General features: G+C 45.4%; 21 protein-coding genes, 1 tRNA gene and 1 other RNA gene. 21 read left to right on the top strand and 2 right to left on the bottom strand.

Annotated elements, in window-relative coordinates; genetic code table 11:
* Positions 1–48: 48 nt before the first annotated feature.
* From EUBREC_RS10655 to EUBREC_RS10620, 8 genes are all read left to right on the top strand, one after another.
* Positions 49–132, top strand: a tRNA-Leu gene (locus tag EUBREC_RS10655).
* Positions 133–287: 155 nt separating this feature from the next.
* On the top strand, positions 288–1,661 hold the full coding sequence (locus EUBREC_RS10650) for a hypothetical protein (protein WP_148207804.1): 1,374 nt from the start codon (positions 288–290) through the stop codon (positions 1,659–1,661).
* Between the two features lie 197 nt (positions 1,662–1,858).
* On the top strand, positions 1,859–2,872 hold the full coding sequence (locus tag EUBREC_RS10645) for a deoxyguanosinetriphosphate triphosphohydrolase (RefSeq protein WP_012743187.1): 1,014 nt from the start codon (positions 1,859–1,861) through the stop codon (positions 2,870–2,872).
* 54 nt (positions 2,873–2,926) lie between these two features.
* Complete coding sequence (gene dnaG / locus EUBREC_RS10640) at positions 2,927–4,699, top strand: DNA primase (protein WP_012743186.1); 1,773 nt, start codon at positions 2,927–2,929, stop codon at positions 4,697–4,699.
* A 13-nt stretch (positions 4,700–4,712) separates the two neighbouring features.
* Positions 4,713–5,969, top strand: a complete 1,257-nt coding sequence (gene rpoD / locus EUBREC_RS10635; protein WP_015517421.1) for an RNA polymerase sigma factor RpoD — start codon at positions 4,713–4,715, stop codon at positions 5,967–5,969.
* A gap of 1 nt (position 5,970) precedes the next feature.
* On the top strand, positions 5,971–6,714 hold the full coding sequence (locus EUBREC_RS10630; RefSeq protein ID WP_306769610.1) for a tRNA (adenine(22)-N(1))-methyltransferase: 744 nt from the start codon (positions 5,971–5,973) through the stop codon (positions 6,712–6,714).
* Positions 6,701–8,440, top strand: a complete 1,740-nt coding sequence (locus EUBREC_RS10625; protein ID WP_012743183.1) for a nucleoside kinase — start codon at positions 6,701–6,703, stop codon at positions 8,438–8,440. The genes EUBREC_RS10630 and EUBREC_RS10625 overlap by 14 nt, the downstream gene beginning before the upstream one ends.
* Positions 8,433–9,245 (top strand): alpha/beta hydrolase, encoded by an 813-nt coding sequence (locus tag EUBREC_RS10620; RefSeq protein WP_012743182.1) that lies wholly within the window; start codon positions 8,433–8,435, stop codon positions 9,243–9,245. The genes EUBREC_RS10625 and EUBREC_RS10620 overlap by 8 nt, the downstream gene beginning before the upstream one ends.
* Before the next feature lie 159 nt (positions 9,246–9,404).
* Here EUBREC_RS10620 and rnpB read toward each other — a convergent pair.
* An RNA gene (rnpB, locus tag EUBREC_RS16765) (RNase P RNA component class A) lies at positions 9,405–9,750 on the bottom strand.
* Positions 9,751–9,974: 224 nt separating this feature from the next.
* Here rnpB and EUBREC_RS10615 point away from each other — a divergent pair.
* Genes EUBREC_RS10615 through EUBREC_RS10605 form a run of 3 tightly spaced genes read left to right on the top strand, consistent with a single transcriptional unit; the run spans position 9,975 to position 11,985 of the window.
* A complete protein-coding gene (locus EUBREC_RS10615; protein WP_012743181.1) occupies positions 9,975–10,370 on the top strand; it encodes a hypothetical protein in 396 nt (131 codons plus the stop codon).
* Positions 10,371–10,414: 44 nt separating this feature from the next.
* Complete coding sequence (locus EUBREC_RS10610) at positions 10,415–11,266, top strand: DUF5685 family protein (RefSeq protein WP_015517425.1); 852 nt, start codon at positions 10,415–10,417, stop codon at positions 11,264–11,266.
* Positions 11,263–11,985 (top strand): DnaJ domain-containing protein, encoded by a 723-nt coding sequence (locus EUBREC_RS10605; protein WP_012743179.1) that lies wholly within the window; start codon positions 11,263–11,265, stop codon positions 11,983–11,985. The genes EUBREC_RS10610 and EUBREC_RS10605 overlap by 4 nt, the downstream gene beginning before the upstream one ends.
* 296 nt (positions 11,986–12,281) lie before the next feature.
* Here the strand turns inward: EUBREC_RS10605 and EUBREC_RS10600 are convergent, their stop codons facing one another.
* Positions 12,282–12,743: a PH domain-containing protein gene (locus tag EUBREC_RS10600; RefSeq protein WP_041254140.1), complete on the bottom strand. Its 462-nt coding sequence runs from the start codon at positions 12,741–12,743 to the stop codon at positions 12,282–12,284.
* Between the two features lie 200 nt (positions 12,744–12,943).
* Between EUBREC_RS10600 and pyrB the strand changes: the two genes are divergently transcribed.
* From pyrB to pknB, 10 genes are all read left to right on the top strand, one after another.
* A complete protein-coding gene (gene pyrB, locus EUBREC_RS10595) occupies positions 12,944–13,864 on the top strand; it encodes an aspartate carbamoyltransferase (RefSeq protein ID WP_015517428.1) in 921 nt (306 codons plus the stop codon).
* 11 nt (positions 13,865–13,875) lie between these two features.
* A complete protein-coding gene (locus EUBREC_RS10590) occupies positions 13,876–14,307 on the top strand; it encodes an aspartate carbamoyltransferase regulatory subunit (RefSeq protein WP_012743176.1) in 432 nt (143 codons plus the stop codon).
* An 8-nt stretch (positions 14,308–14,315) separates the two neighbouring features.
* Complete coding sequence (priA, locus tag EUBREC_RS10585; protein ID WP_012743175.1) at positions 14,316–16,577, top strand: replication restart helicase PriA; 2,262 nt, start codon at positions 14,316–14,318, stop codon at positions 16,575–16,577.
* A 21-nt stretch (positions 16,578–16,598) separates the two neighbouring features.
* Positions 16,599–17,075, top strand: coding sequence for a peptide deformylase (def, locus tag EUBREC_RS10580; protein ID WP_012743174.1), 477 nt, complete (start codon positions 16,599–16,601; stop codon positions 17,073–17,075).
* Between the two features lie 54 nt (positions 17,076–17,129).
* On the top strand, positions 17,130–18,062 hold the full coding sequence (fmt, locus tag EUBREC_RS10575; protein WP_012743173.1) for a methionyl-tRNA formyltransferase: 933 nt from the start codon (positions 17,130–17,132) through the stop codon (positions 18,060–18,062).
* Between the two features lie 465 nt (positions 18,063–18,527).
* Positions 18,528–19,232 (top strand): zinc metallopeptidase, encoded by a 705-nt coding sequence (locus EUBREC_RS10570; protein ID WP_012743172.1) that lies wholly within the window; start codon positions 18,528–18,530, stop codon positions 19,230–19,232.
* A gap of 105 nt (positions 19,233–19,337) precedes the next feature.
* Complete coding sequence (gene rsmB / locus EUBREC_RS10565) at positions 19,338–20,747, top strand: 16S rRNA (cytosine(967)-C(5))-methyltransferase RsmB (RefSeq protein ID WP_012743171.1); 1,410 nt, start codon at positions 19,338–19,340, stop codon at positions 20,745–20,747.
* A gap of 77 nt (positions 20,748–20,824) precedes the next feature.
* Positions 20,825–21,889 (top strand): dual-specificity RNA methyltransferase RlmN, encoded by a 1,065-nt coding sequence (gene rlmN, locus EUBREC_RS10560; protein ID WP_012743170.1) that lies wholly within the window; start codon positions 20,825–20,827, stop codon positions 21,887–21,889.
* Positions 21,890–22,618, top strand: coding sequence for a Stp1/IreP family PP2C-type Ser/Thr phosphatase (locus EUBREC_RS10555; RefSeq protein ID WP_012743169.1), 729 nt, complete (start codon positions 21,890–21,892; stop codon positions 22,616–22,618). It begins immediately after the preceding gene.
* Between the two features lie 16 nt (positions 22,619–22,634).
* Positions 22,635–24,785 carry a Stk1 family PASTA domain-containing Ser/Thr kinase gene (pknB, locus tag EUBREC_RS10550; RefSeq protein ID WP_012743168.1) on the top strand — a complete coding sequence of 717 codons (2,151 nt, stop codon included), beginning with the start codon at positions 22,635–22,637 and terminating at the stop codon, positions 24,783–24,785.
* Positions 24,786–25,028 lie beyond the last annotated feature (243 nt).

Raw genomic sequence — 25,028 nt, 5'->3', positions numbered from 1 at the left:
ATTTATGCTTGCATTATTCTAAACTTTTTGGTAGAATAATGCTTGTTCGCAGGAGTGGCGGAATTGGCAGACGCGCAGGCTTCAGGTGCCTGTGGTAGCAATATCGTGTGGGTTCAAGTCCCATCTCCTGCATTAACAGGGAAGTCGGTGAACGGCTTCCTATTTTATTTTGTGCAGATAATTTTGAAAGCCTATTGGCTATTAATGGTCTGTAACCGTTGCCTGCCACACTGAGGGGTACAGCTGTCACAGGAATTTGATTATTATATTGGAGATGGGATTGCAGCGTGAAGAGATTGAATCTATCTTATATTAATGTAATATGTGTGTTTGTTTTGTCCTTTGCTGTTATGGAGTATGTAAATCTTTTGATTGGCAGAGTGGGCGGATTTCCTGTGCTTGCAGGGGTGCTTGTGTCATATTCCGTTATGAGATATGGCAGCTTTGCAAGGAAAAATATGGCATGCTACATGGGCATCTATATACTGACATGGTTTATCGGCACGGTAGTGCTCTTTATCTCAAAATACTCAGGCTGGGGCAATATCAAAAAGCTTGGTCCGGCGCAGTATTTCAAGGCACTGTACGGCTCAACCCTGTCAGAGATATGGGGATATTTTTTTGCAATTGTGCTCATGCTGACAGTGATTGTTTCACTTTTTCCGCTTACCGTAATAAAAAGCAGGAAAATATATGCACGGTATGTGTTGGGAAATACGCTTTTTTGGACGATAATACTCATACCGCTTAGGTTTATAGATAAGAAATTTGTCAATCACAAGGTGATGTGGCAGGCCGGCTGTATGATGGCCTTTGCTGTGCTTTTGCTTGTGCTGGAGCTTTTCGTTGTATACAGACTGGTAAAATACAGGTATTGCGATGAACATGCAGACAGGAAAGTGCGCATTCACAGACGCAGGGTTCGAAGGAAAACATTAAAAGCTGTAATAGTCATTGTGCCGGTCGTTGTTATTGCAATTATTGTTGTTTACACATATTTCATGTCGCCTTCAAACGAGCCGGCTGAGTATGAAAAGGTCGCAAGCTGTATCACAAATGATGACAGGCTTGGGCCTATGGTTTATGACAGTCAGGTGTATATTCCGATAACCATAGAGCTTGACTATGCAGGGACCGGCAGTCCGCTTGGCTATATTGTATACAAGGATCAGGATTATAGCAGCAGGTACTATGAGGTTGCAGCATCAAACCTCTTATATATGAATAAGAACGGTGACGATACATATTTACAGATGGCGGGCAACGCATCAAATTCATACAAGAAGCTGTCTGTAGTTGAAAAAAGCAATTCATGGAAGGACTGCAGCGTTTTTCTCATGTGGGATGAGGAGTGGCAGTCAGAGTCGCGCTACAGCAAGGATGTCACAGGCTATACGGAGTGCGATGAGGATTTCATAAAAAGTCTTGAGGATACCTTTGGTGCAGTGAAAATAAATCCGGCAGACTTCAAGGGCTATGATGCTTATTTTACAATAGAGGGCTACAAATCCATGAAGGATGCCATAGAGAGTGACAGTCATGTGGGCACCTGGGTGGGCTGCATACTGGCAAAAGACGATAAATTTTACTATGGCAGTTACGACAATGAAATCACAGGCGGACAGCTTCAGATGCTGCGCCATGTGCTCGGCGGTAATTGATATAGCATTTAATTTTTGCCGAAAGAAAATTAAAGTAAAAAGAAATAAAAAAAGGATTTTTAAAAATCACGTCGAATAATAACTAGTGTAGAGCATAATTAGTGTAGAGCACTATTAGTGGAATGTAACGCTATTTGTTACATTTGTGTGTGAATAGCAGCAGAACATAACGACTGTGACAGCGAGGAGGCAGATAAATGACTATTCGCGAGCAGATAGAAAAACGTGAGCAGGAAATACTTAGTCCGTTCGCATGCCTGAGCATAAACTCAAGAGGCAGGGACTATGATGAGCCGCAGTGCGATATCAGGCCTGTTTTTCAGCGGGACAGGGACCGGATACTGCATAGCAAGGCATTCAGGCGTCTGAAAAATAAGACACAGGTGTTTCTTACGCCAAAGGGCGACCATTACCGCACACGTATGTCGCATACGCTTGAGGTGTCGCAGAATGCCAGGACAATAGCCAAGGCACTGAGACTGAATGAGGATCTGGTGGAGGCTATAGCGCTGGGACACGACCTGGGGCATACACCGTTTGGACATGCGGGTGAGCGCATCCTCAATGAGATATACGAGGGGGGCTTTAAGCATAATGAGCAGAGTGTGCGCATAGTGGAGAAGCTCGAAAAGGACGGAGCAGGACTCAATCTGACATGGGAGGTCAGAGATGGTATGCTAAATCACCAGACCTCGCTCATGCCACACACATTAGAGGGCAAAATAGTCAGGCTTTCAGACAAGATAGCCTACATAAATTCAGACTTTGATGATGCAATCCGCGCACAGCTGCTGTGCGAGGATGATATACCGCTTGAGATAAGAAACACGCTTGGACACAGCACCAAGGCCAGGCTCAATCATATGGTGCACAATATCATCACAAACAGCATGGGAAAGGACGATATATGCATGTCAAAAGAGTCCGCGCAGGCAATGCAGGATTTGCGTAAATTCATGTTCGCAAACCTCTACAACAATCCAGTCGCAAAAAGCGAGGAGAAAAAGGCCAAGGCGATGCTCAAGCAGCTTTATTTCTATTATATGGAGCATATAGAGGAGCTGCCGCAGAAGTATCTCGTCATGCTAGAGCAGGGGGATGACAAGGGGCGTATCATATGCGACTATATATCAGGCATGACAGACCAGTATGCCACCACGAAGTTCCACGAGTATTTCGTACCGGTAGCCTGGGAAATAGATGGATATTGATTTTCGCCGGGCGACGCAAATGACAACAAAGATGAACAGTAAGGGGATGATAAAATGCCGTACTACTCTGACGAGCTTATAGAGGAGGTACGTTCGCGAAATGACATAGTCGATGTTATAGGAAGCTACGTGCATCTTCAGAAAAAGGGAAGTACCTATTTTGGATTATGCCCATTCCATAACGAAAAGACAGGATCCTTTTCCGTCTCACCGAATAAGCAGATGTACTATTGCTTCGGCTGTGGAGCCGGAGGCAATGTATTTACATTTCTCATGCAGTATGAGAACTTTACCTTCCCTGAGGCCATGCAGGAGCTTGCAGACCGTGTGGGAATTGAGCTTCCCAAGCAGGAGATGACCTCAGCACAAAGGAGGGAGGCAGACAGGCGTACACAGCTGCTTGAGATAAATAAAGAGGCTGCAAAGTATTTTTATATGCTGCTTCGTGGACCGAGAGGACAAAGGGCACATGAGTATTTCAAAAAGAGAGAGCTTTCTGATGAGACAATGCAGAAGTTCGGGCTTGGTTACTCGGACCAGTACAGTGATGATCTGTACAAGTATCTGCGCAGCAAGGGCTATGATGATGAGATACTTAAGGAGACAGGTCTTGTGACGATAGATGAGGTCAGAGGCGGGCACGATAAGTTCTGGAATCGTGCGATGTTTCCGATTATGGATGTGCACAACCGCGTCATAGGCTTTGGAGGCCGAGTGATGGGTGACGGAGAGCCAAAGTATTTAAACTCTCCGGAGACAAAGATATTTGATAAGAGCCGTAATCTTTACGGGCTTAATATAGCAAGGAGCACGAGGAAAAATCAGCTCCTTTTGTGTGAGGGCTACATGGATGTCATAGCACTGCATCAGGCGGGCTTTGACAATGCGGTGGCGTCGCTTGGCACGGCGCTCACGAGCGGACATGCCTCACTATTAAAGAGATATACCAATGAAGTGTATCTGACATATGACAGTGATGGCGCCGGGGTAAAGGCAGCGCTGCGTGCGATTCCGATACTCAAGGAGGTAGGCATCACAACAAAGGTCATTAACATGCGGCCGTACAAGGACCCGGATGAGTTTATCAAGGCGCTTGGCGCACAGGAGTATGAGGAGCGTATCAAAAAGGCTGAAAACAGCTTTATGTTTCAGATACGGATCATGCAGGCAGGCTATGATATGGACGATCCCGAGTCAAAAACCGCATTTTATAATGAAATCGCAAAGAAGCTGCTTGGGTTTACCGAGGAGCTTGAGCGGACAAACTATACGCAGGCAGTGTCCAGAGAGTACAGCATACCATACGACGACTTAAGAAAGCTCGTAAACAGTATGGCAATGAAGGGCGGTATCGTAAAGCCCCAGACAAAGCTTAAAAGTGGAATCAATGAGAAAAATAAAAAGGAGGATGGCATGAAGCAGTCGCAGAAGCTTCTCCTCACATGGCTCATAGAGGATAATTCACTTTTTGACAGGATAAAGGGGCGTATCAGTGCAGATGACTTTACCGAAGAGCTGTACCACAAGGTGGCTAAGGAGGTTTTTTCACAGTACGAGACCACGCATACAGTAAATCCGGCCAGGATAGTAAGCATGTTTACCGATGAGGACGAACAGCGCGAGGTGGCAGGGCTTTTCAATGCCACAATCCATCAGGTGGAGGGCAAAAATGACAAGGCAACCGCACTCAGGGAAACCGTTGTCCGTATCAAGCAAAACAGCATAGACTACCGCTCAAAGCATCTGGCACCTACAGATATGGAGGGCATGATGAGGATTATTGAGGATAAGCGTGCACTCGAAGAATTGCAAAAAATACCAGAATAAAGAGGAAAATAAAATGGCAAAGAAAAAGGAACAAAAAGACATGGCACAGGAGCAGGAGCAGAGACTGAATTTCCAGCAGAAGCTTATTGAGATTCTTGAGCTTGGAAAAAAGAAAAAGAATATGCTCGAATATCAGGAAATTGCAGATTTTTTCAAGGACTTAAATCTGGATCCGGAGAAGTTTGAGATGGTAATTGATTATCTCGAGCAAAACGGCATAGACGTGCTTAAAATCAGCAATGATGATGACGTGGATGATGATATCATACTCGATGATGAGGACGAGGTAGAGGTTGAAAAGATTGATCTCTCAGTACCGGAGGGAGTCAGCGTCGAGGATCCTGTCCGTATGTATCTTAAGGAAATAGGTAAGGTACCTCTTCTCTCAGCAGATGAGGAGATTGAGCTCGCTCAGAATATGGAGGACGGAGCGGTAGCAACCGAGAAGATTAATGTACTAAAGGGCCGCATTGATGGTGCATCGGAAGAGGAAAAGGCTGAGATAAAGGAAGAAATAAAGACACTGCAGAGGGATGTGGACAAGGGAGCAGATGCCAAAAAGCGTCTTGCAGAAGCAAACCTGCGTCTTGTTGTCAGCATCGCAAAGAGATATGTGGGAAGAGGAATGCTTTTCCTTGACCTGATTCAGGAGGGAAACTTAGGTCTTATCAAGGCAGTTGAGAAGTTCGACTACAAGAAGGGCTACAAATTCTCTACATATGCCACATGGTGGATTCGCCAGGCTATCACAAGAGCCATAGCTGATCAGGCCAGAACAATCCGTATTCCTGTGCATATGGTTGAGACAATCAACAAGCTCATCCGTGTGTCAAGACAGCTCCTTCAGGAGCTTGGCAGAGAGCCTTCACCGGAGGAAATTGCCAAGGAGATGAACATGCCGGTAGAGCGTGTGCGTGAGATACTCAAGATATCGCAGGAGCCTGTTTCACTTGAGACTCCAATCGGTGAGGAGGAGGATTCACATCTTGGTGATTTCATCAAGGATGATAATGTACCGGTTCCTGCTGATGCGGCAGCATTCACACTTCTTAAGGAGCAGCTTGAGGAGGTGCTTGGCACTCTTACAGAGAGAGAGCAGAAGGTACTCACACTCCGCTTTGGCTTAGAGGACGGCAGAGCCAGAACACTTGAAGAAGTAGGTAAGGAGTTCAACGTCACTCGTGAGCGTATCCGCCAGATTGAGGCAAAGGCGCTAAGAAAGCTTCGTCATCCAAGCAGAAGTAGAAAGCTTAAGGACTACTTAGAGTAAGATGATTAGGCTATCCAGAAGAATGAAGGCAGTGGCATCAATGGTCACGGCCGGCTACACGCTGTGTGATGTGGGAACCGACCATGGCTATGTGCCTATTGCCCTGGTGCAGAGTAATATAATACCGAAAGCAATTGCTGTTGATATAAATAAGGGACCGCTTGAGCGCGCCAATGAGCATATACGGGCAAACGGTCTGACAGAGCAGATTACCACAAGGCTTTCCAATGGGCTTGAAGCGATACACGACGGAGAGGTTGACTCTATTGTCATAGCAGGAATGGGAGGAGAGCTTGTTATTCACATTTTAACCGCAGGGGAGACAGTGTGCAGGTCGGCAAAGGAGCTGATTCTGCAGCCACAGTCGGAAGTGAGCAAAGTCCGTGAATATGTAAGGAACACAGGCTATAAGATAGTTGATGAGGATATGATTTTGGAGGACGGAAAATACTATCCGATGTTCAGATGTGTGCCGTGTGCGGACAATTCCGCATGGGACAATATGGACGAGACGACGGTTACTGTATGCGATTTGTACGGACCGGTACTTATCAAAAACGGTAATCCGGTGCTTCGTAAGTTCCTTGTCAGGGAACACCACAAGCTGGCTGCCATCATGCAGCAGCTAAGGACACAGGATATGAGTGATTCCATCATGGACAGAATCGAGCAGATAAACGAGATGATGGCATACAATGAGGCAGCATATTCGACTATGGGGGCAATAAGAAATGCAGGAATATAGTGTGAAGGTGACCTTGCCGGATGGACAGGTCATGGCAGTGACAGCATCAGAAAGTGATACTTTAGAAGCCGTAGCAGACAGATTCAAGGATTATTATGAGGATGACATAATCCTTGGAATTGTAAACGGCAGGCTTCGTGAACTGAATAAGAAAATAAAAAGTGACTGTGAGCTTAGCTTTGTGACGACAGCTGACAGGGATGGCAGGCGTACATACAGAAGAAGTGTTGTGCTGCTTTTGCAGAGGGCTATATACGATGTATATGGCAGCATGACACAGCTTCATGTGATGCATTCGCTCGGAGAAGGCTATTATTGTCAGCTTGAGAAAGCAGTGGAGTGTGCGGACAGCCAACAGGAAAAATATAATGAAGATACAGACCAAGGCAGCAGAGAAAACAGTGAGAAAAGCGTGACAGAGCATGATATCGACAGGATAGTATGCAGCATGTACACATTTGTGGAAAAAGACCTCACGATTACCAAGCACAGTGCAAAAACACAGTATGCGGAGCAGCTTTTCAAGGAAAAAGGGCTGCATGATAAGGAGAGGCTATTGCACTACAGGAGAAGCTCCAGAGTCAATCTCTATGAGCTGGATGGTGTGGTGGATTATTTCTACGGATTTATGGCACCCTCGACAGGCATGCTCAAATACTTTGATATAGTGCCGTATGAGAGTGGCTTCGTGCTTCTTTTTCCGGGTGCTCACAGCAGGAGTGTTGAGCCGCTTGTGACATCAAATAAGCTGTTTCACACGCTGGATGATTCCAGGGAATGGAGCAAGATGCTTGGAATAGGCACGATAGGCTCACTAAATGATGCGATTGCAGCAGGCAGGGGACAGGAAATCATGCTGCTTCAGGAGGCACTGATGGAGCAGAAGATAGGAAATCTTGCAGCGCAGATTGCTTCGGATGACAAAAAGAAATTTGTCATGATAGCAGGTCCTTCATCATCAGGCAAGACATCGTTTGCCAACAGACTGTCAATCCAGCTTATCGCAAAGGGCAGAAAGCCACATCCGTTAAGTCTGGATGACTACTATGTGGACAGGGAGTTTTGCCCGAAGCATCCGGACGGAAGCTTTGATTTTGAGTGCCTTGAATCTATTGATGTGAAGCTGTTCAATGAGGATATGAACAGGCTTCTTAAAGGAGAGGCTGTTGATATGCCTTCCTTCAATTTCAAGACAGGAAAGAGAGAGTACCGCGGAAGAAAGCTGACGCTGGGAGTTGATGATATACTTGTCATAGAAGGAATCCACGGCCTAAATGACAGGCTTTCACAGCTTATCCCGCCTGAGCACAAGTTCAAAATCTATATTTCAGCGCTTACACAGCTCAATATTGACGAGCACAATCCTCTTTCCACCACAGATGAAAGACTTATACGCCGGATTGTGCGTGATGCGCGTACACGAGGTACCAATGCCATGGAGACAATCGCTATGTGGCCGTCTGTCAGAAAGGGTGAAAGGGAGAATATCTTTCCTTTCCAGGAACAGGCGGATGTGATGTTCAACTCTGCACTTGTGTATGAGCTTGCGGTACTCAAGGTGTATGCGGAGCCGTTGCTTTTTGGCATAGAAAGAGACTGCCCGGAGTATCTCGAGGCAAAGAGGCTGCTTAAGCTCTTAGACTACTTTCTTCCGATGCCGGCTGACGGCATACCAAACAATTCACTGCTTCGTGAGTTTGTAGGAGGAAGCTGCTTTAATGTTTAAAACTAAAAAATCCCGCATTCCGGCTGTGTATAGAATACTGCTTGTGGCAATTGCAGTCATGGCTATTGGCGGTATTGCCGTAAATTGTTATGTGGGAAATTATTATCGCGCAGATTCAATTGCGGAGGCTGCAATCGATTCAGACAGAGAGGTTGCTGTTACCATAGAAAAGAAGGACAAGCGTATACAGGCCACCCAGTACGACTTAAAGCTTAAGAATTATACGATAACCTTTGCACCGCAGGATAAGGAAAAAGCCACAAAGGCATTGATTTTTTATCCGGGAGGCAGGGTACAGTATACGGCGTATGCGCCGCTGATGCATGAGCTTGCAAAGAATAATTTCGTGTGCATACTTGTACATATGCCGGGCAACCTAGCAGTATTGGACCAGAATGCAGCAGACGGTATCATTGAAAAATACAAGGAAATATACCCATCCATACAGGAATGGTACATGGGAGGCCACTCCTTAGGCGGAGCCATGGCTGCGGAATATGTGGCAAAGCATGTAGATGAGTTTGACGGACTATATCTTTTTGCAGCATATTCGACCGCTGACCTGTCGGATTCAGATCTGAGGGTTTTTAGTGTGTATGGCTCAGAGGATGGAGTGCTTGATATGGACAAATACCGCAAATACCGCTCGAACCTGCCGGAGGATACATATGAGTATGTCATTGATGGAGGGTGCCATTCTTATTTTGGAAGCTATGGTCTACAAAAGGGAGACGGTACACCTGATGTGGCTTTCGAGGAGCAGATAGAGATGACGGTAGACTTTATTACATACAACAGCAAATAATAATTACCGGTAGACTGCATCATATACAACAGCAAATGATAGTTACCGGGAAATAACAAAATGCAACTGAGATATCTCAGTTGCATTTTTAATGGTGCACCTTGCGGCGCACGTTACTAATAAGTTATTTTACGAAACGCCAATAGGCTTTAGATTATTAAAATACGCAGGACGATAAGCCGGGTTATGTCGTTGAGTGATCATCTATCTAGGACGCCTGTTGCCAGACGCCTCAAGCGACCTACCTAAAGCTGGCGGGCCACGTCAAAGCTTTGTTTCGGTCTTGCTTCGGATGGGGTTTACATGTGCCCTCCCTGTTACCAGTGAGGCGGTAGTCTCTTACACTGCCATTCCACCCTTACCACAAAAGTGGCGGTATATTTCTGTTGCACTGTCCTTAGAGTTTCCTCCACCGGCCGTTAACCGGCATCCTGCCCTATGAAGCCCGGACTTTCCTCACCTGCGGTCTTTCGACACCTGCAGCCGCGATCACCTGTCCTGCATATTTATTTAATATACCAAGCATTTTTCCAAAAATCAAGCCCTTTTACCAACTTTAATAAACGAAATATAAAATGTTTCTTAAAAGACGATAGGTCTATTGACGGTTTTTATCTTCAATATTATCTTAATAAATGTAAAGAACGATTTAAAACCTCAAATTCATAGCGTGGACACTGTATGAGGTAAGAATTTGGCTATAATGAAAATATAGGGCGAGGCGGTAATATGAGAGAAAAATTTATCAGATTTATGAATGGAAGAAACGGGATGGACGAGCTTGCAAGGGCTGAGTCATGGGTAGTAATGATATTACTTGTGGTTTCAATATTTACAAGGTCGGCGATACTTGATATACTGGCTATAGGACTGATGATACATATGTATTTTCGTGTATTTTCGAGAAATGTAAACAAGCGCTATGCAGAGAATCAGAAGTTTTTAAATGCCAGGTATGAGTGGACCGTAAAGGCAGAGCGCAGGAAAAAGCGCTTTGCACAGAGGAAGCAGTACAAGTTCTTCAAGTGTCCTATGTGCAAGCAGGAGGTCAGGGTGCCAAGAGGACATGGCAAGATCTGTATTACCTGTCCGAAGTGCCGGGAGCAGTTCGTGAGACGCAGCTAGTATGTCAATATATATACCTGTACATAAGAGCATGGAGAAGAGAAATGTTTGGATATATAACTGTCAATAAGGACACCTTGTCCGAGGAAAATAAAAAAATATATCAAAGCTATTATTGCGGGCTGTGCCAGACAATGAAGTCGCAGTATGGCAGGCGTGCACAGATGGCACTAAACTATGACATGACTTTTCTCATAGTGCTTCTGACAGGCTTGTACGAGCCGGATAGTGTGACGCGTGATGGATTTGTATGCAGCGTGCACCCTACGAAGAAGCGTACACTTCGCACCAATGAGATTACAGAGTATGCTGCAGCTATGAACATACTGCTTGCATACTACAATCTGATAGATGACTGGAAGGACGATAAAAGCCTGACGAAGAAGACATACGCAGAGATGCTGAAAAAGGACTTTGAGAAGGCAAAAAAAGGCTATCCGATACAGGCTAAGGCGATAGAAGACTACATTGCAAGGCTTGCAGAGTGCGAGAAGAGCAATGATACCAATATTGATGCAGTTGCGGGGCTGACAGGAGAGATGCTCGGCATACTTTTTGCGTGGAAGCAGGATGAGTGGCAGAAGGATCTGAAGGAATTTGGCTGCTATATGGGCAAATTTATTTATATAATGGATGCGTATGAGGATATTGGGGATGATGTGAAAAAGAAGTCATATAATCCACTTATACAGCTCATGCATTGCTGCAATAATGATCAGGAAAAATTTGACAAATCCTGTCGGCTTATGATGACATCTATGCTTTCAGAGGCAGCAAAAATATTTGAGAGGTTGCCAATTCTCTTACATGCGGATATAATCAGAAATGTTCTATACTCCGGTGTGTGGAGCAAGTATGAGTATATTCAGATGAAGAAAAGGAAGAAACATAAATGATAGATCCATATCAGGTGCTCGGTGTCAGCCGCAGTGCAAGTGACGATGAAATAAAAAAGGCCTACAGGAGCTTAAGCAGAAAATATCATCCTGATGCCAATATCAACAATCCTAACAAGGATCAGGCTGAGGAGAAGTTTAAGCAGGTGCAGCAGGCATATGACCAGATAATGAAGGAAAAGCAGTCCGGTGCTGCCGGAACCGGTGGATATGGCGGTGCGGGAAGCAGCAGCTCATACGGCGGCAGCTCCTATGGTGGAGCATATGGTAGTGGACCGGGAGCAGGTGATCCATTTGGAGCAGGTGGACCGTTTGGTGGTTTCTATGGCCGCTATACCTACAATAATGCAGGCAGCAGTGCACAGGATGACAATCCAAAGGTGCGTGCAGCAGGCAATTTCATCAGCAACGGCTACTACAATGAGGCACTGAAGGTGCTTGAGGAGGTACCTTTTGCTGAGAGACGCGGAAGGTGGTACTACTACAGTGCTATCGCAAACCAAAAGCTCGGCAACACAGCGACAGCCATAGAACACATACAGCGAGCAGTGTCGCTTGAGCCAAACAACATGCAGTACCGCCAGTTTATGCAGATAATTGAAAATGGTGGCTCGTGGTATTCGGATATGGGAGACATATACGGACGCCCTAGTGGCAGGGGCAGCGAGTGCTGCAGCCTGCTAGCCACATTCCTTTGCTGGCAGATGTTCTGCTGCTAGATGTCAAGCTTTTCTGATGTTACAGATGGAAATTCATGCAAATTATTGGGCTGGTTATTTGAAGAACGATGGACGTCTATATTAATCTGTGAATTATTCTGAATAGTTACCTGAAAAATAAGGGGATGTGAAAAAACTCGATTGAGTTTTTTCGCATCTCCCTTTTTGTACCTGTTGTGTATAAATGACTGAAATCATGCGCAAAGAAAGCGCACTTCCACTTTTGTTTATGGACATAAGTAACTATTCAGATCCACACATATATGAGCAAAATCAGCTGCGCAGCAACGGCTGTATTATTCCAGCGAATCCGGAATACCATCATGATCCAAATCTGCCATGTCTGCTCCGTGCGCACCGATATCCACAGTGTTTAAGGTGCGTCTTTTAAGTCTTGCGGCCTCAGACTGCTTGAGCAGATAGCTCTTTATCTCGCGTGAGTGCTTTACGTGAACGAGCTTAAGCTCAGGGTTTGTGACGTCGCCTGTGTAGCAGACTATGGTGCCGAGCTTAAAAATGCGCTCCATCAGTGATGTGGTGAGCTTTACATCAGCTACCTTATACATGTAGCAGTCATCCTCTGTGGTGCTTAAGAGTCCGGACTCTACAGTGATAAAGGACGGTGTGACGGTATATTTTGTGAAAGTCCACGGCAGACCGAGAAACAGCAGTCTCTTTCTCTCCTTAAAGATTACAGCATCGTCATCATCGATTGCGCCGGCTGTGGTGTTTTTGATTTGTGATTCATTTACAGACATATTATTCTCCTTTTTGATGTTGAAATTGTCGTAATTGTATGAAAACTTCAATACAATTGCTAAACGTTCAGAACAGTTATATTCTGTCATATATTCTACAACAAAAAAGTGTAAAAGCCAACTTGAATATTGCGCCAAGTTATTATATGATAGAAAAAATGTAATAAAAATTGTTACGCGAAAAAGAATGGAGGCAAATTATGCGTCACTTAATGAGTCCGTTGGATTTTTCTGTAGAAGAGTTGGACAAGCTTCTGGATCTTGCAAATGATATAGAGGCTCATCCTGAGAAATATGCACACAAGTGCGATGGAAAGAAGCTTGCAACCTGTTTTTATGAGCCAAGCACGAGAACCAGGCTTAGCTTTGAGGCTGCCATGCTTAATTTGGGAGGCTCGGTGTTAGGTTTCCACAGTGCTGATTCGTCATCTGCGTCAAAGGGCGAGAGCGTTTCAGATACTATCAGGGTTATTTCCTGCTATGCGGATATCTGTGCCATGCGTCATCCTAAGGAGGGTGCACCGCTTGTGGCTTCAGAGAAATCGCGTATCCCTGTAATCAATGCAGGCGATGGAGGTCATCAGCATCCTACCCAGACACTTGCTGATCTCCTTACAATCCGTTCCATCAAGGGCAGATTGAATAATATCACAATCGGCTTTTGCGGAGATTTAAAGTTTGGACGTACAGTGCATTCACTGATCAATGCACTTATCAGATATGACAATGTGAAGATTGTGCTTATCTCGCCAGAGGAGCTTAAGGTGCCTGACTATGTGCGCGATGATGTGCTTCGTGCCAACAATATCGAGTTCAAGGAGGTAGAAAAGCTCGAGGATGCCATGGGAGAGCTTGATGTGCTCTACATGACACGTGTCCAGAAGGAGCGTTTCTTCAATGAGGAGGACTATGTGCGTCTGAAGGATTTCTACATTCTGACAAAGGAGAAGATGGAGCTTGCAAAGGATGATATGATTGTACTTCATCCGCTCCCACGTGTGAATGAGATTTCTGTTGATGTGGATGATGACCCGAGAGCATGCTATTTCAGGCAGGCACAGTATGCGGTTTACGTGCGTATGGCGCTTATTCTGACATTGCTTGGACTGGCTGAGGACTAAAGGAGGATAATATGCTGAATATTAGTGGAATACATGAGGGCTTTGTGCTCGATCATATCAAGGCAGGTATGAGTCTTCAGATTTACAGGGATTTAAAGCTTGACAAGCTCGACTGCACAGTTGCAATCATAAAGAATGCAAAGAGCAGCAAGATGGGCAAGAAGGATATCATCAAGGTAGAGTGTCCGATAGAGTCATTAGACCTCGATATCCTTGGATTTATTGACCACAATATCACTGTAAATGTGATAAAGGGTGATAAGATTGTGGACAAGATGGAGCTTAAGCTGCCTCATCAGGTGAAAAATGTCATCAAGTGCAAAAACCCAAGATGCATCACTTCAATTGAGCAGGAGCTTGACCAGATTTTCGTGCTTTCCGATGAGAAAAACGAAATCTACCGCTGCAAGTACTGCGAGGAGAAATACGAAGGAGTTAAATAGTATCAGTTATGTATGCCAACGTGATTGTGGATATATCCCACGAAAAACTGGATAAGACATTTCAGTACAGCATCCCGGATGAGCTTTTATGCGACATCCGTCCGGGTGTGTGCGTGGATATTCCATTTGGCAGCCGCACTATCACAGGCTATGTGATTGAGGTCACGGATAAGCCTGAGTACGACCCGGCAAGGACAAAGCCTCTTATCGGGATAAAGGCAGACTCTGTGGCTGTGGAGGCAAAGCTCATCGCACTTGCGGCATGGATACGGCGCAATTACGGCTCTACCATGAATCAGGCGCTTAAGACTGTTATACCTGTAAAGAAGCAGGCTAAGGAGCAGGTGAGCCGCAGTATTGCACTGAAAATAGACAAGGTAAAGGCAAGGGCGCAGCTTGCGCTTTGCGAGGCAAAAAAACAAAAGGCAAAGGCCAGGCTTTTTCGTGCGCTGATTGATGCTGATGATGGGGCGCGCCTTGAGTATTCCTTTGTGACAGGCAAGCTGTCGGTGTCGGCTGCCACTATAAGAGCGCTTGAGCAGAGCGGCTTTATCGAGGTCATCACACAGAGCGGTTACAGAAATCCTGTGGAGCATATGAGTGTGGACACCTATGATAAGGTACTGAATGCCGCGCAGCAGAGTGTGGTTGATGCGATAGAAGGCGACATTGCCGCCGGTCTTAGAAATACTTATCTGATTAAGGGTGTCACCGGAAGCGGCAAGACAGAGGTGTACATGGAGCTTATCGCACACTGTATACAGTCCGGGCGTCAGGCGATTGTGCTGATTCCCGAGATTGCCCTTACTTACCAGACCGTGATGCGTTTTTTTGCAAGATTTGGGAACAGGGTTTCGATAATCAATTCAAGACTTTCAAATGGTGAGCGTTATGACCAGTTTGAGAGAGCTAAGAATGGTGATATTGACATCATGATTGGCCCGCGGTCGGCGTTGTTCACACCTTTTTCAAATTTAGGACTTATCATAATAGATGAAGAGCACGAGAATTCATACAAGAGCGAGTCGGTGCCACGCTATCATGCCAGGGAGGTGGCGATAGAGTACGCGCGCATGTCCGATGCCATTGTGGTACTTGGCTCTGCAACACCGTCGGTGGATAGCTATTACAAGGCAAAGACAGGCGTTTACAGGCTTTTGGAGCTGGATAAGCGTGTGGACGACAGACCTCTTCCAAAGTGTGAGGTTGTCGATTTGAGGCAGGAGCTTCGTGAGGGAAACCGCTCGATTCTTTCCACCAGGCTTCAGGAGCTTATGGAGGAGCGGCTTCTAAATGGCCAGCAGACCATGCTTTTTTTAAATAGAAGGGGCAAATCGGCATTTATGTCGTGCAGAGCGTGCGGTTTTGTGGTAAAATGTCCTCATTGCGATGTATCACTCAGTGAACATAGCGGCGGAGTGATGGTCTGTCACTACTGCGGCTACAGACAGCCGGTGCCTAAGGTGTGTCCGAGCTGTGGCTCGAAGTACATTAGCGGCTTTAAGGCCGGCACACAGAAGATAGAAGCGATGGTGGCAAAGCGTTTTCCACAGGCGCGTATACTGCGCATGGATTATGACACCACGAGGGCGAAGGATGCGTATGAGAAGATTCTGCAGGCATTTTCCAATCATGAAGCCGATATACTTATCGGTACGCAGATGATTGTAAAGGGGCATGATTTTTCAAATGTCACGCTGGTTGGTGTGCTGGCGGCGGATATGTCACTGCATGTGAATGATTTTCATGCGGCGGAGCGCACCTTTGCTCTGCTGACCCAGGCGGCAGGGCGCGCCGGCAGAGGAAAGCTGCCCGGCAATGTGGTTATCCAGACCTACGACCCTGACCACTATGCCATCCGGACTGCCAAAGAGCAGGATTATGAGGCTTTTTACGATAAGGAGATAGAGTACAGGAGGCTTATGAACTATCCACCTGTATGGAATATGCTTTTAGTCCATGTCACATCACCTGATGAGAGTGAGTGCAGCAGCATGGCACAGCAAGTGTACGATATAGCGTTGCAGATGATATCGCATACAGATGAAAATCAAAGCCCTGATGATAGGCATCTGATTCAGCTCATCGGTCCTGCGGATGCGACCATCGCCAAGGTAAATGACATATACCGCAAGGTGATTTACATGAAGACATCTGACTATGCGGCGCTCATTTCAATAAAGGATGTCATAGAGCAGGCTGTGAAAGCTGATACGGCAATGAAACATGCTAATATCTCATTTGATTTCAATCCGATGAGTGGATTTTGATAGATATAGAAGGAGGCAATTATGGCACTTAGAACTATTAGAGTGGAGGGAGACCCTGTACTTGGCAAGGTCTGCAGAGAGGTTACGGAGGTGACTCCAAAGATAGTAACACTTATTGATGATATGCTTGAGACTATGTATGAGGCTAATGGTGTAGGACTTGCCGCACCACAGGTTGGCATATTAAAGAGAATCGTTGTTATCGATGTGGGCGAGGGTCCAATCGTGATGATTAATCCTGAAATTATCGAGTCTGACGGAGAGCAGACCGGCGATGAGGGCTGTCTTTCAGTACCGGGAAAGGCCGGACAGGTGACCCGCCCGAATTATGTAAAGGCTCGCTTCATGGGCGAGGATATGAATGAGTATGAGATAGAGGGAGAAGAGCTTTTGGCCAGATGTATCTGCCACGAGCTTGACCATCTCGACGGACATCTCTATGTGGAGAAGGTTGAGGGCGCACTTCACGATGTGACATATGAGGATACACAGGAGTAATCATTAGGATGACATTTGTTATCTGAGCTTGGAAAATATCTGGGAGGCAGTAAGATGAGAGTAATTTTCATGGGAACACCGGACTTTTCGGTGGGAACACTTGAGGCAATTATAGAGGCAGGGCACGAGGTGGCACTGGTTGTCACACAGCCCGACAAGCCAAAGGGCCGCGGCAAGACAATGCAGTATACACCGGTCAAGGAGTGTGCGCTTTCGCACGGTATTGAGGTATTCCAGCCGGTTAAAATAAGAGAGACTGCTAATATAGAGTATCTCAGAAAGTTTAATGCAGATATAATAATCGTGGTTGCTTTCGGACAGATTCTGTCAAAGAGTATTCTTGATATGCCTCGATACGGCTGTATCAATGTGCATGCTTCACTTTTGCCAAAGTACAGAGGTGCGGCTCCTATCCAGTGGGCTGTGATTAACGGTGACGAGTTTACAGGTGTCACTACCATGAGGATGGATGAGGGCGTCGATACCGGCGATATGATTGCAAAGAGTACAGTCAGACTCGCACCTGATGAGACCGGCGGCAGCCTGTTTGATAAGCTCTCAGCAGAGGGAGCAAAGCTGTGTGTGGAGACCATGAAGATGATAGAGGATGGCACTGCAGAGTATACTCCTCAAAACAGCGAGGAGGCCACACATACATCAATGATCAGTAAGGAGCTTGGCTTTATCGACTGGACAAAGCCGGCTGTTGAGATTGAGAGGCTTATAAGGGGGCTTAATCCATGGCCGAGCGCATACACCCACCTGAATGGTAAGACATTTAAGGTGTGGAGTGCAAAGGTGATTGACGGCAGCGATGATTATGAGCCGGGCTGTATTTATCATATCGGAAAAAATGATATGTATGTACAGACAGGAAAAGGAGCATTATCTTTAGTAGAGGTACAGCTCCAGGGCAAGAAGCGCATGGATACAGGTTCATTTTTGAGAGGCTGTCATGTGGAAGAGGGCTCGTTTTTCACGTTATAGTTATTCATTATAAGTAACTAAAAACATAATTAAATGTGAGTCAATGTTCTCAAAGATACTCAAAATCCAGAGTATTCGTTTGTGCTAACGTCAAAGCAGTCGGAAACGTTGAGAAGTAGCCAGTGCAAGTTGAAACAGTCTTGCTAATTATAGGATAGAACCTTGATGGTAGCGTTTAGACAATGGTAGAAGCCTACGAAAACCAAGTAGCGAAACATAAAATATTAAGAAAGGAAAAGCTATTTAGATGAAAACCTATATCTAATCAATTTAAAGAATTTATAGGTATGTACCGATGGCTTAGTCGGGAATTTACGACTGTGGAGTGTACAAGAACTTGTGAGTAGCGTATTGTTTATAATCGCCAAAGCATACACATTGAAGCAGTAACTACAAATCGTGAGATTGTAGCGAATCATCTAGCATATACACATTTGTATATGTTTTTAGTAGCAGAGATGATACATGGGATATTATTACTGGGATCCGACATATATACTCGTTGTGATAGGTGCAGTGATATGTATGATTGCATCGGCAAGAGTTAAAGGTACATTTAATAAATACTCACAGCTAAGAAGCATGTCAGGCATGAATGGTGCGCAGGTGGCTCAGAGAGTGCTTCAGGCGGCAGGCATATATGATGTGCAGGTGCGTCATGTGTCAGGTAGTCTGACGGACCACTACGATCCGCGCACCAAAACAGTGAATTTATCTGATCCTGTGTACAATGCCACATCGGTCGCAGCACTTGGCGTAGCAGCCCATGAGTGTGGACACGCTATACAGCATGCAAAAAGCTATGCACCTCTTTCAATCAGGAGTGCACTTGTGCCTATAGCTAATTTTGGCTCAATGCTTGCATGGCCGGTCATACTTATCGGCTTATTATTTAACACACGCTCGTCAGGGCTTATTATTGATATAGGCATATTGCTGTTTTCGGCAGCAGTGCTTTTCCAGCTCGTGACATTGCCGGTAGAGTTTGATGCTTCAAGACGTGCGCTTGTCATGCTTCGTACACAGGGCATACTTGCAGATGACGAGCTTAGGTACACAAGAAGGGTGCTCAAGTCAGCGGCACTTACCTATGTAGCCAGTGCGGCGGCTGCTATTTTACAGCTCCTTCGTATAATACTTATCACAAACGGACGCAGACGGGACGACTGATATTGTTTTAGCTGCTGTTTGCCTGTGATTTTACAGGGTGGCAGTTCAAATTGGATATATTAGTTAGAAAATTAAATGTATATGTAACTATTCGGAAACATCATCATGATAAATAATCATAGTAAAAATAATCATAATAATAAAAATAGCCAAATAAACAAAAATAATATACCGGGCAGACCGGCAAAATCAAACGTGACAGCGCATAATGAGCACTCTGTAGATACGCGTGAGCTTGCCCTTGAGATGCTTATTGAGATTAATGAGCGTGGAGCATTTTCACATATCGTGCTTCGTAGTGTGCTTGACAAGTATCAGTATCTGTCAAAGCAGGACAGAGCCTTTATGACGAGGCTTGTTGACGGCACTATCGAGTATATGCTGCAGCTTGACTACATCATAGACTCTTTTTCAAAGACAAAGGTAAGGAAGATGAAGCCCTTCATCAGAAACCTTCTTCGCATGAGCGTTTACCAGATAAAGTACATGGACGCGGTGCCGGATTCGGCCGTATGCAATGAGGCGGTGAAGCTTGCAAAGAGGCATAAGTTTGCACAGCTTTCGGGCTTTGTAAACGGTGTACTCAGAAATATTGCAAGAAATATAGATTCAGTACAGTTTGATACCTTAAGCATCCGATACTCTATGCCACAGTGGATAGTGGACAGATTTGTTGCGGCATACGGAGAGAAGAAGGCAGAGGAGATTTTCAAGGCCTTTCACAATAAGAGCACAATTAGCATCAGGACAAACCTGACCAGGTGTACTCCGGATGAGCTTCGCGCGACGCTTGAGGCAGAGGGTGTGACGGTCACAGCGGTTGATGAACTTAATTATGCATTTGTTATATCTGGATTTGATTATTTGAATGGCTTGCAGAGCTTCAGAGACGGACTTTTCTATGTGCAGGATATAAGCTCAATGCTTGTCGCACAGACGGCTGCTCCAAAGAAGGGCGACTATGTGATAGATGTATGCGCAGCACCGGGCGGCAAGAGCACCCATATAGCTGAGCTTTTGCAGGGAAGCGGCCATGTGTTCGCGCGTGACCTGACCGATAACAAGGTCGATATGATTGAGGAAAATATAGACAGGCATGGTCTTAACAATATGTCGGCAGAGGTGTGGGATGCCACAGTATTTGATGCTGATTCGGCGGGAAAGGCAGATATACTGATCTGTGATCTGCCGTGCTCAGGGCTTGGAGTGCTCGGCAGAAAGAAGGACATCCGCTACAAGATGACACCTGGGTCTGTAGATGAGCTTGTCGTTCTTCAAAGACAGATACTTGATACCGTGCATACATACGTGAAGCCAAACGGAGTGCTCGTGTACAGTACATGTACGATAGATGAGGCTGAGAATGAGGACAATGTGAGGTGGTTTATTGAAAAGCATCCGGAGTTTGAGCTGGATAAGAGCTTTGCTGAGGGCACCGGAATGAAACAGATACTGCCCGGTGAGCATGGAAGTGACGGATTCTTTATTGCAAGATTCATAAAAAGTAAATTATGATATTAAAATAAATCATGAATTAATAAATATAAATTGGTTTAAAAACAATAGTTAAATGCAGATTTAATAAAAATAATATGGAACAGATAAAAGAACAACTAACTGACATCAAATCAATGAATATGGACGAGCTCACAGAGTTTATCATATCGCTCGGAGAAAAGAAATTCCGTGCGAAGCAGATATATGAGTGGATTCATGTGAAGCATGTGGACAGCTTTGATGAGATGACCAATATTTCAAAAAAGTTCATACAGGTATTAAAGGACAATGCAATACTCATCTCGCTAAAAAAAGAGGAGGTGCAGGTGTCAAAGCTCGATGGCACGAGAAAATATCTCTTTGCACTCGACGATGGCAATGTCATAGAGAGTGTGCTTATGAAGTACAAGCATGGAAACTCTGTATGCATATCTTCGCAGGTTGGCTGCAGGATGGGGTGCAGATTCTGTGCATCCACTCTTGACGGTCTCGTCAGGGGGCTTAGGCCGTCTGAGATGATTGACCAGATTTATCAGATAGGCAAGGACATAGGAGAGCGCATCTCAAATGTAGTTGTCATGGGCACAGGTGAGCCGCTTGACAATTACGACAATCTGCTGCGCTTTATAGAGCTTCTCACTGATGAAAACGGAATCAATATCAGCCAGCGCAATCTGACAGTTTCCACATGTGGTCTCGTACCGCGCATGAGACAGCTTGCAGATGAAAAGCTTGCTATCACGCTGGCGCTTTCACTGCATGCCTCCAACCAGGAAAAGAGAAAAGCTCTCATGCCGGTTGCAAACAGCTATGATATACATGATGTGGTTGATGCATGCAAATATTATTTTGCACAGACCGGCCGCAGAGTCACCTTTGAGTATAGCCTGGTAGGCGGAGTGAACGATACAGCCGAGGATGCAGCAGAGCTTTCGGCACTCGTACATGGCATGAACTGCCATATAAATCTGATTCCGGTAAACCCGATAAAGGAGCGCGATTACGTGCAGTCCAATAAGGGTGTTATAGAGGCTTTTAAAAATAGGCTTGAAAAAAACGGAATTAATGTTACTATTAGAAGGGAAATGGGCAGAGATATAGACGGTGCCTGTGGACAGCTTCGCAAGAAGCATATAGATAAAGAGAGAGGAATAAACTAGATGAAGACGTTTTCCATTACGGATGCAGGTGCTATTCGTGAGATGAATCAGGATTTTTATTTCTCGTCTGACACTGCAGTAGGAAATCTTCCGAATCTTTTCATCGTAGCAGATGGAATGGGAGGACACAAAGCCGGTGACTATGCTTCCAGATACACTATAGAGCGTGTGGTTGCATCGGTATCGAGAAATGCCGGGGATGAACCGGTATCCATCATCAAAGAGGCTATCAACAAGGCAAATGAGCTTTTGGTGGCTGAGTCTCGTGAGGATGAAGCTAAGCGTGGAATGGGTACCACCTTAGTCGTAGGAACTATTATAGGAAACAAGCTTTTTGTGGCCAATATAGGTGACAGTAGGCTTTATATTGTAGGTGGCACAGAGCAGATCAGACAAATTACCAGGGATCATTCACTGGTTGATGAGATGGTCAGGATGGGTGAGATAAATGCCGACGAGGCGAGAGTTCATCCGGACAAGAATATCATCACGAGAGCTGTCGGGGCAGCAGATCATGTGGAGGCAGATTTCTTTGAGGTCGAGCTATGTGAGGACGACAGGATTCTTCTGTGTACAGACGGACTTACCAATATGGTGAGAGATAAAGAAATATGCGATACTATTAGGCAAAATGATAATATCGAGACAGCAGCGTCACAGCTTGTCGCCATGGCCAATGCAAACGGTGGCCGCGATAATATCACGGTAATGATTATTAAACCATTTTAAGACGAGGTAATAACAGATGTTAGAGATAGGAAGTTTTTTATCGGATCGATATGAGATCCTAAGCAAGGTTGGCGCAGGCGGCATGTCTGATGTATACAAGGCAAAAGACCATATACTGAGCCGTTTTGTAGCTATAAAGGTTTTAAAGCAGGAGTTTTCGGAGGATAGTTCATTTGTGACCAAGTTCCGTGCTGAGGCACAGTCAGCAGCAGGACTTGAGCATCCAAATATCGTAAATATCTATGATGTAGGCAGCGAGAATGGTCTGTACTACATTGTCATGGAGTATGTCGAGGGTATCACACTTAAGACTTATATCGAGAAAAAGGGCCAGCTGTCATTCAAGGAGTCTGCAAGTATTGCAATCCAGGTGGCAAGGGGCATAGAGGCCGCTCACAATAAAAATATCATCCACCGTGATATCAAGCCGCAGAATATCATTATTTCTACAGATGGCAAGGTAAAGGTGACAGACTTTGGAATTGCAAAGGCTACATCTTCAAATACAATAAGCTCAGATGTGATGGGCTCAGTACACTATGCATCTCCGGAGCAGGCAAGAAACGGCTTCGTCGATGGCAGAAGTGATATTTACTCATTGGGAATCGTAATGTTTGAGATGGTTACAGGCCGTGTGCCGTTTGACGGTGATACCACAGTGGCAGTTGCACTGCAGCACTTACAGGAGGAGATTGCAAGGCCAAGCATCTACGCACCGGATCTGCCAATCAGCTTTGAGAAAATCATCTTAAAGTGTACACAAAAGACACCGGACCGCAGATACCAGACTATTGAGGAGCTTCTCACAGACATAAGGCGCTCTCTTGCGCATCCTGATGAGGATTTCGTCACAATAGCACCACTCGTTGACGGTGGCAAGACCAAGGTTATAAGCCCGGAGGAGCTTGACAAGATAAAAGAGGGCAGAGGTGTCGCAGAGGACTTAAACGATGATGATACCGATGCAGATAATGGTGATGAGTATGCTGACGATGAAGACGATGATGATGAATATGATGAGTCACTCTTAGACGACGATGATGACGACGAAGACGAAGACGATGATGATGACGGCAAGCTTTTAAATCCAAAGATGGATAAAGCAATCACAATCATGGGTATAGTAACAGCTGTAATCATTGTAATAGTTATCATATATCTTGCACTTTCAGTGGCAGGAGTGTTTAAGTTTGGCGGCAAAAAGAACTCAGAGTCACAGCAGACAGAGTCACAGACACAGACCGAGTCTGAATCAGAGTCAGAGACACAGACTGAGACAGAGGGCCAGATGATTGACATCAGAGGCATGTCAGTGGAGGATGCTCAGAAGGCAGTAGACCGCTTAAAGCTTGACCTCACAGTATTTGCATTTGAGACAAAGCAGTCAGATGAAAAGGACGGCACAATCCTTGAGCAGGATGTCAAGGCCGGAGATACAGTAAAGCGTGGTTCACAGATTAATGTAGTTATCGCAGGAAAAGGTGATAGTACATCAGAGATGGTCAAGATACCAAGTGTAATCGGAAAGACCAAGAGCTCAGCAAAGAGCACACTCGAGTCAGCAGGCTTTAGTGTCACCTTCGAGTATGGAGATTACAATGACAGTGTAGCAGCAGATGTAGTAACAGCACAGTCACCATCAGCAAAGAAACAGGCCGCAAAGGGCAGCACAGTAACAGTCACCCTCTCACCGGGCCAGAAGCCAATCACCGTGCCAAACGTAGTAGGCGCCTCACAGTCACATGCAGAAAGCGCCCTCGCAGGAGCAGGGCTCAAGTACACCTATGCCGACTCCCAGTACAGCGACACAGTACCCGCCGGCAACGTAATCAGCCAGACCAAATCCGGTGAAACCGTAGCCGCGGGCACCACAATCACACTTACACTCAGTAAGGGTAAGCAGGAGATATCGACTAACGTAAGTAAAGGAATTAGTTATAGTGGAGAGGGAACTGTAGTAAAAGCAGAGTATAAGCTTGTAGGTAAAAGTGGAACTGTATACGATAAGGGTTCATATGAAAATACGTCATCATTTACAGTTTCCGGAACAATGAAAGAAGCTACAGGAAGTATTGTGGTTACTTGGACAGTTCAGACAGGGGAAACAGATGAAGCAGGAAATCCTGCAACTGTCACACTTGATCCAGTAACGTATAGCGTGCCATAAGCATAAGAGACGCTAAATAATTATTATAAACCGGAATAGCTAAAAAGAGGTAGATATTGCCATTGCGTGGGGTACAAGGAAAACGAGCAGTAGCGTAGCTACGTCAAGTTTTCCACATAGCAATAGTATTTGTATACACACTCTATAGCAACCACCGGATAGCACCCACAAAGTGGGTGCTATCCGCACCCCACTACCGCATCAACCCGCGGACGAAAACCTGAACTCGCGGAGAGAAACTAA

Source organism: Agathobacter rectalis ATCC 33656 (assembly GCF_000020605.1).
GTDB classification, from domain to species: Bacteria; Bacillota; Clostridia; order Lachnospirales; family Lachnospiraceae; genus Roseburia; species Roseburia rectalis.
The sequence above is the reverse complement of the archived record's forward strand: the minus strand, read 5'-3'. Positions and strand labels throughout refer to the sequence as shown.

Bases quoted from the DNA above. Each gene is read 5' to 3' on its own strand.
- EUBREC_RS10645 (WP_012743187.1), top strand. From the start codon at position 1,859: ATGACTATTCGCGAGCAGATAGAAAAACGTGAGCAGGAAATACTTAGT.
- dnaG (WP_012743186.1), top strand. From the start codon at position 2,927: ATGCCGTACTACTCTGACGAGCTTATAGAGGAGGTACGTTCGCGAAAT.
- rpoD (WP_015517421.1), top strand. From the start codon at position 4,713: ATGGCAAAGAAAAAGGAACAAAAAGACATGGCACAGGAGCAGGAGCAG.
- EUBREC_RS10630 (WP_306769610.1), top strand. From the start codon at position 5,971: ATGATTAGGCTATCCAGAAGAATGAAGGCAGTGGCATCAATGGTCACG.
- EUBREC_RS10625 (WP_012743183.1), top strand. From the start codon at position 6,701: ATGCAGGAATATAGTGTGAAGGTGACCTTGCCGGATGGACAGGTCATG.
- EUBREC_RS10620 (WP_012743182.1), top strand. From the start codon at position 8,433: ATGTTTAAAACTAAAAAATCCCGCATTCCGGCTGTGTATAGAATACTG.
- EUBREC_RS10615 (WP_012743181.1), top strand. From the start codon at position 9,975: ATGAGAGAAAAATTTATCAGATTTATGAATGGAAGAAACGGGATGGAC.
- EUBREC_RS10610 (WP_015517425.1), top strand. From the start codon at position 10,415: ATGTTTGGATATATAACTGTCAATAAGGACACCTTGTCCGAGGAAAAT.
- EUBREC_RS10605 (WP_012743179.1), top strand. From the start codon at position 11,263: ATGATAGATCCATATCAGGTGCTCGGTGTCAGCCGCAGTGCAAGTGAC.
- EUBREC_RS10600 (WP_041254140.1), bottom strand. From the start codon at position 12,743: ATGTCTGTAAATGAATCACAAATCAAAAACACCACAGCCGGCGCAATC.
- pyrB (WP_015517428.1), top strand. From the start codon at position 12,944: ATGCGTCACTTAATGAGTCCGTTGGATTTTTCTGTAGAAGAGTTGGAC.
- EUBREC_RS10590 (WP_012743176.1), top strand. From the start codon at position 13,876: ATGCTGAATATTAGTGGAATACATGAGGGCTTTGTGCTCGATCATATC.
- priA (WP_012743175.1), top strand. From the start codon at position 14,316: ATGTATGCCAACGTGATTGTGGATATATCCCACGAAAAACTGGATAAG.
- def (WP_012743174.1), top strand. From the start codon at position 16,599: ATGGCACTTAGAACTATTAGAGTGGAGGGAGACCCTGTACTTGGCAAG.
- fmt (WP_012743173.1), top strand. From the start codon at position 17,130: ATGAGAGTAATTTTCATGGGAACACCGGACTTTTCGGTGGGAACACTT.
- EUBREC_RS10570 (WP_012743172.1), top strand. From the start codon at position 18,528: ATGGGATATTATTACTGGGATCCGACATATATACTCGTTGTGATAGGT.
- rsmB (WP_012743171.1), top strand. From the start codon at position 19,338: ATGATAAATAATCATAGTAAAAATAATCATAATAATAAAAATAGCCAA.
- rlmN (WP_012743170.1), top strand. From the start codon at position 20,825: ATGGAACAGATAAAAGAACAACTAACTGACATCAAATCAATGAATATG.
- EUBREC_RS10555 (WP_012743169.1), top strand. From the start codon at position 21,890: ATGAAGACGTTTTCCATTACGGATGCAGGTGCTATTCGTGAGATGAAT.
- pknB (WP_012743168.1), top strand. From the start codon at position 22,635: ATGTTAGAGATAGGAAGTTTTTTATCGGATCGATATGAGATCCTAAGC.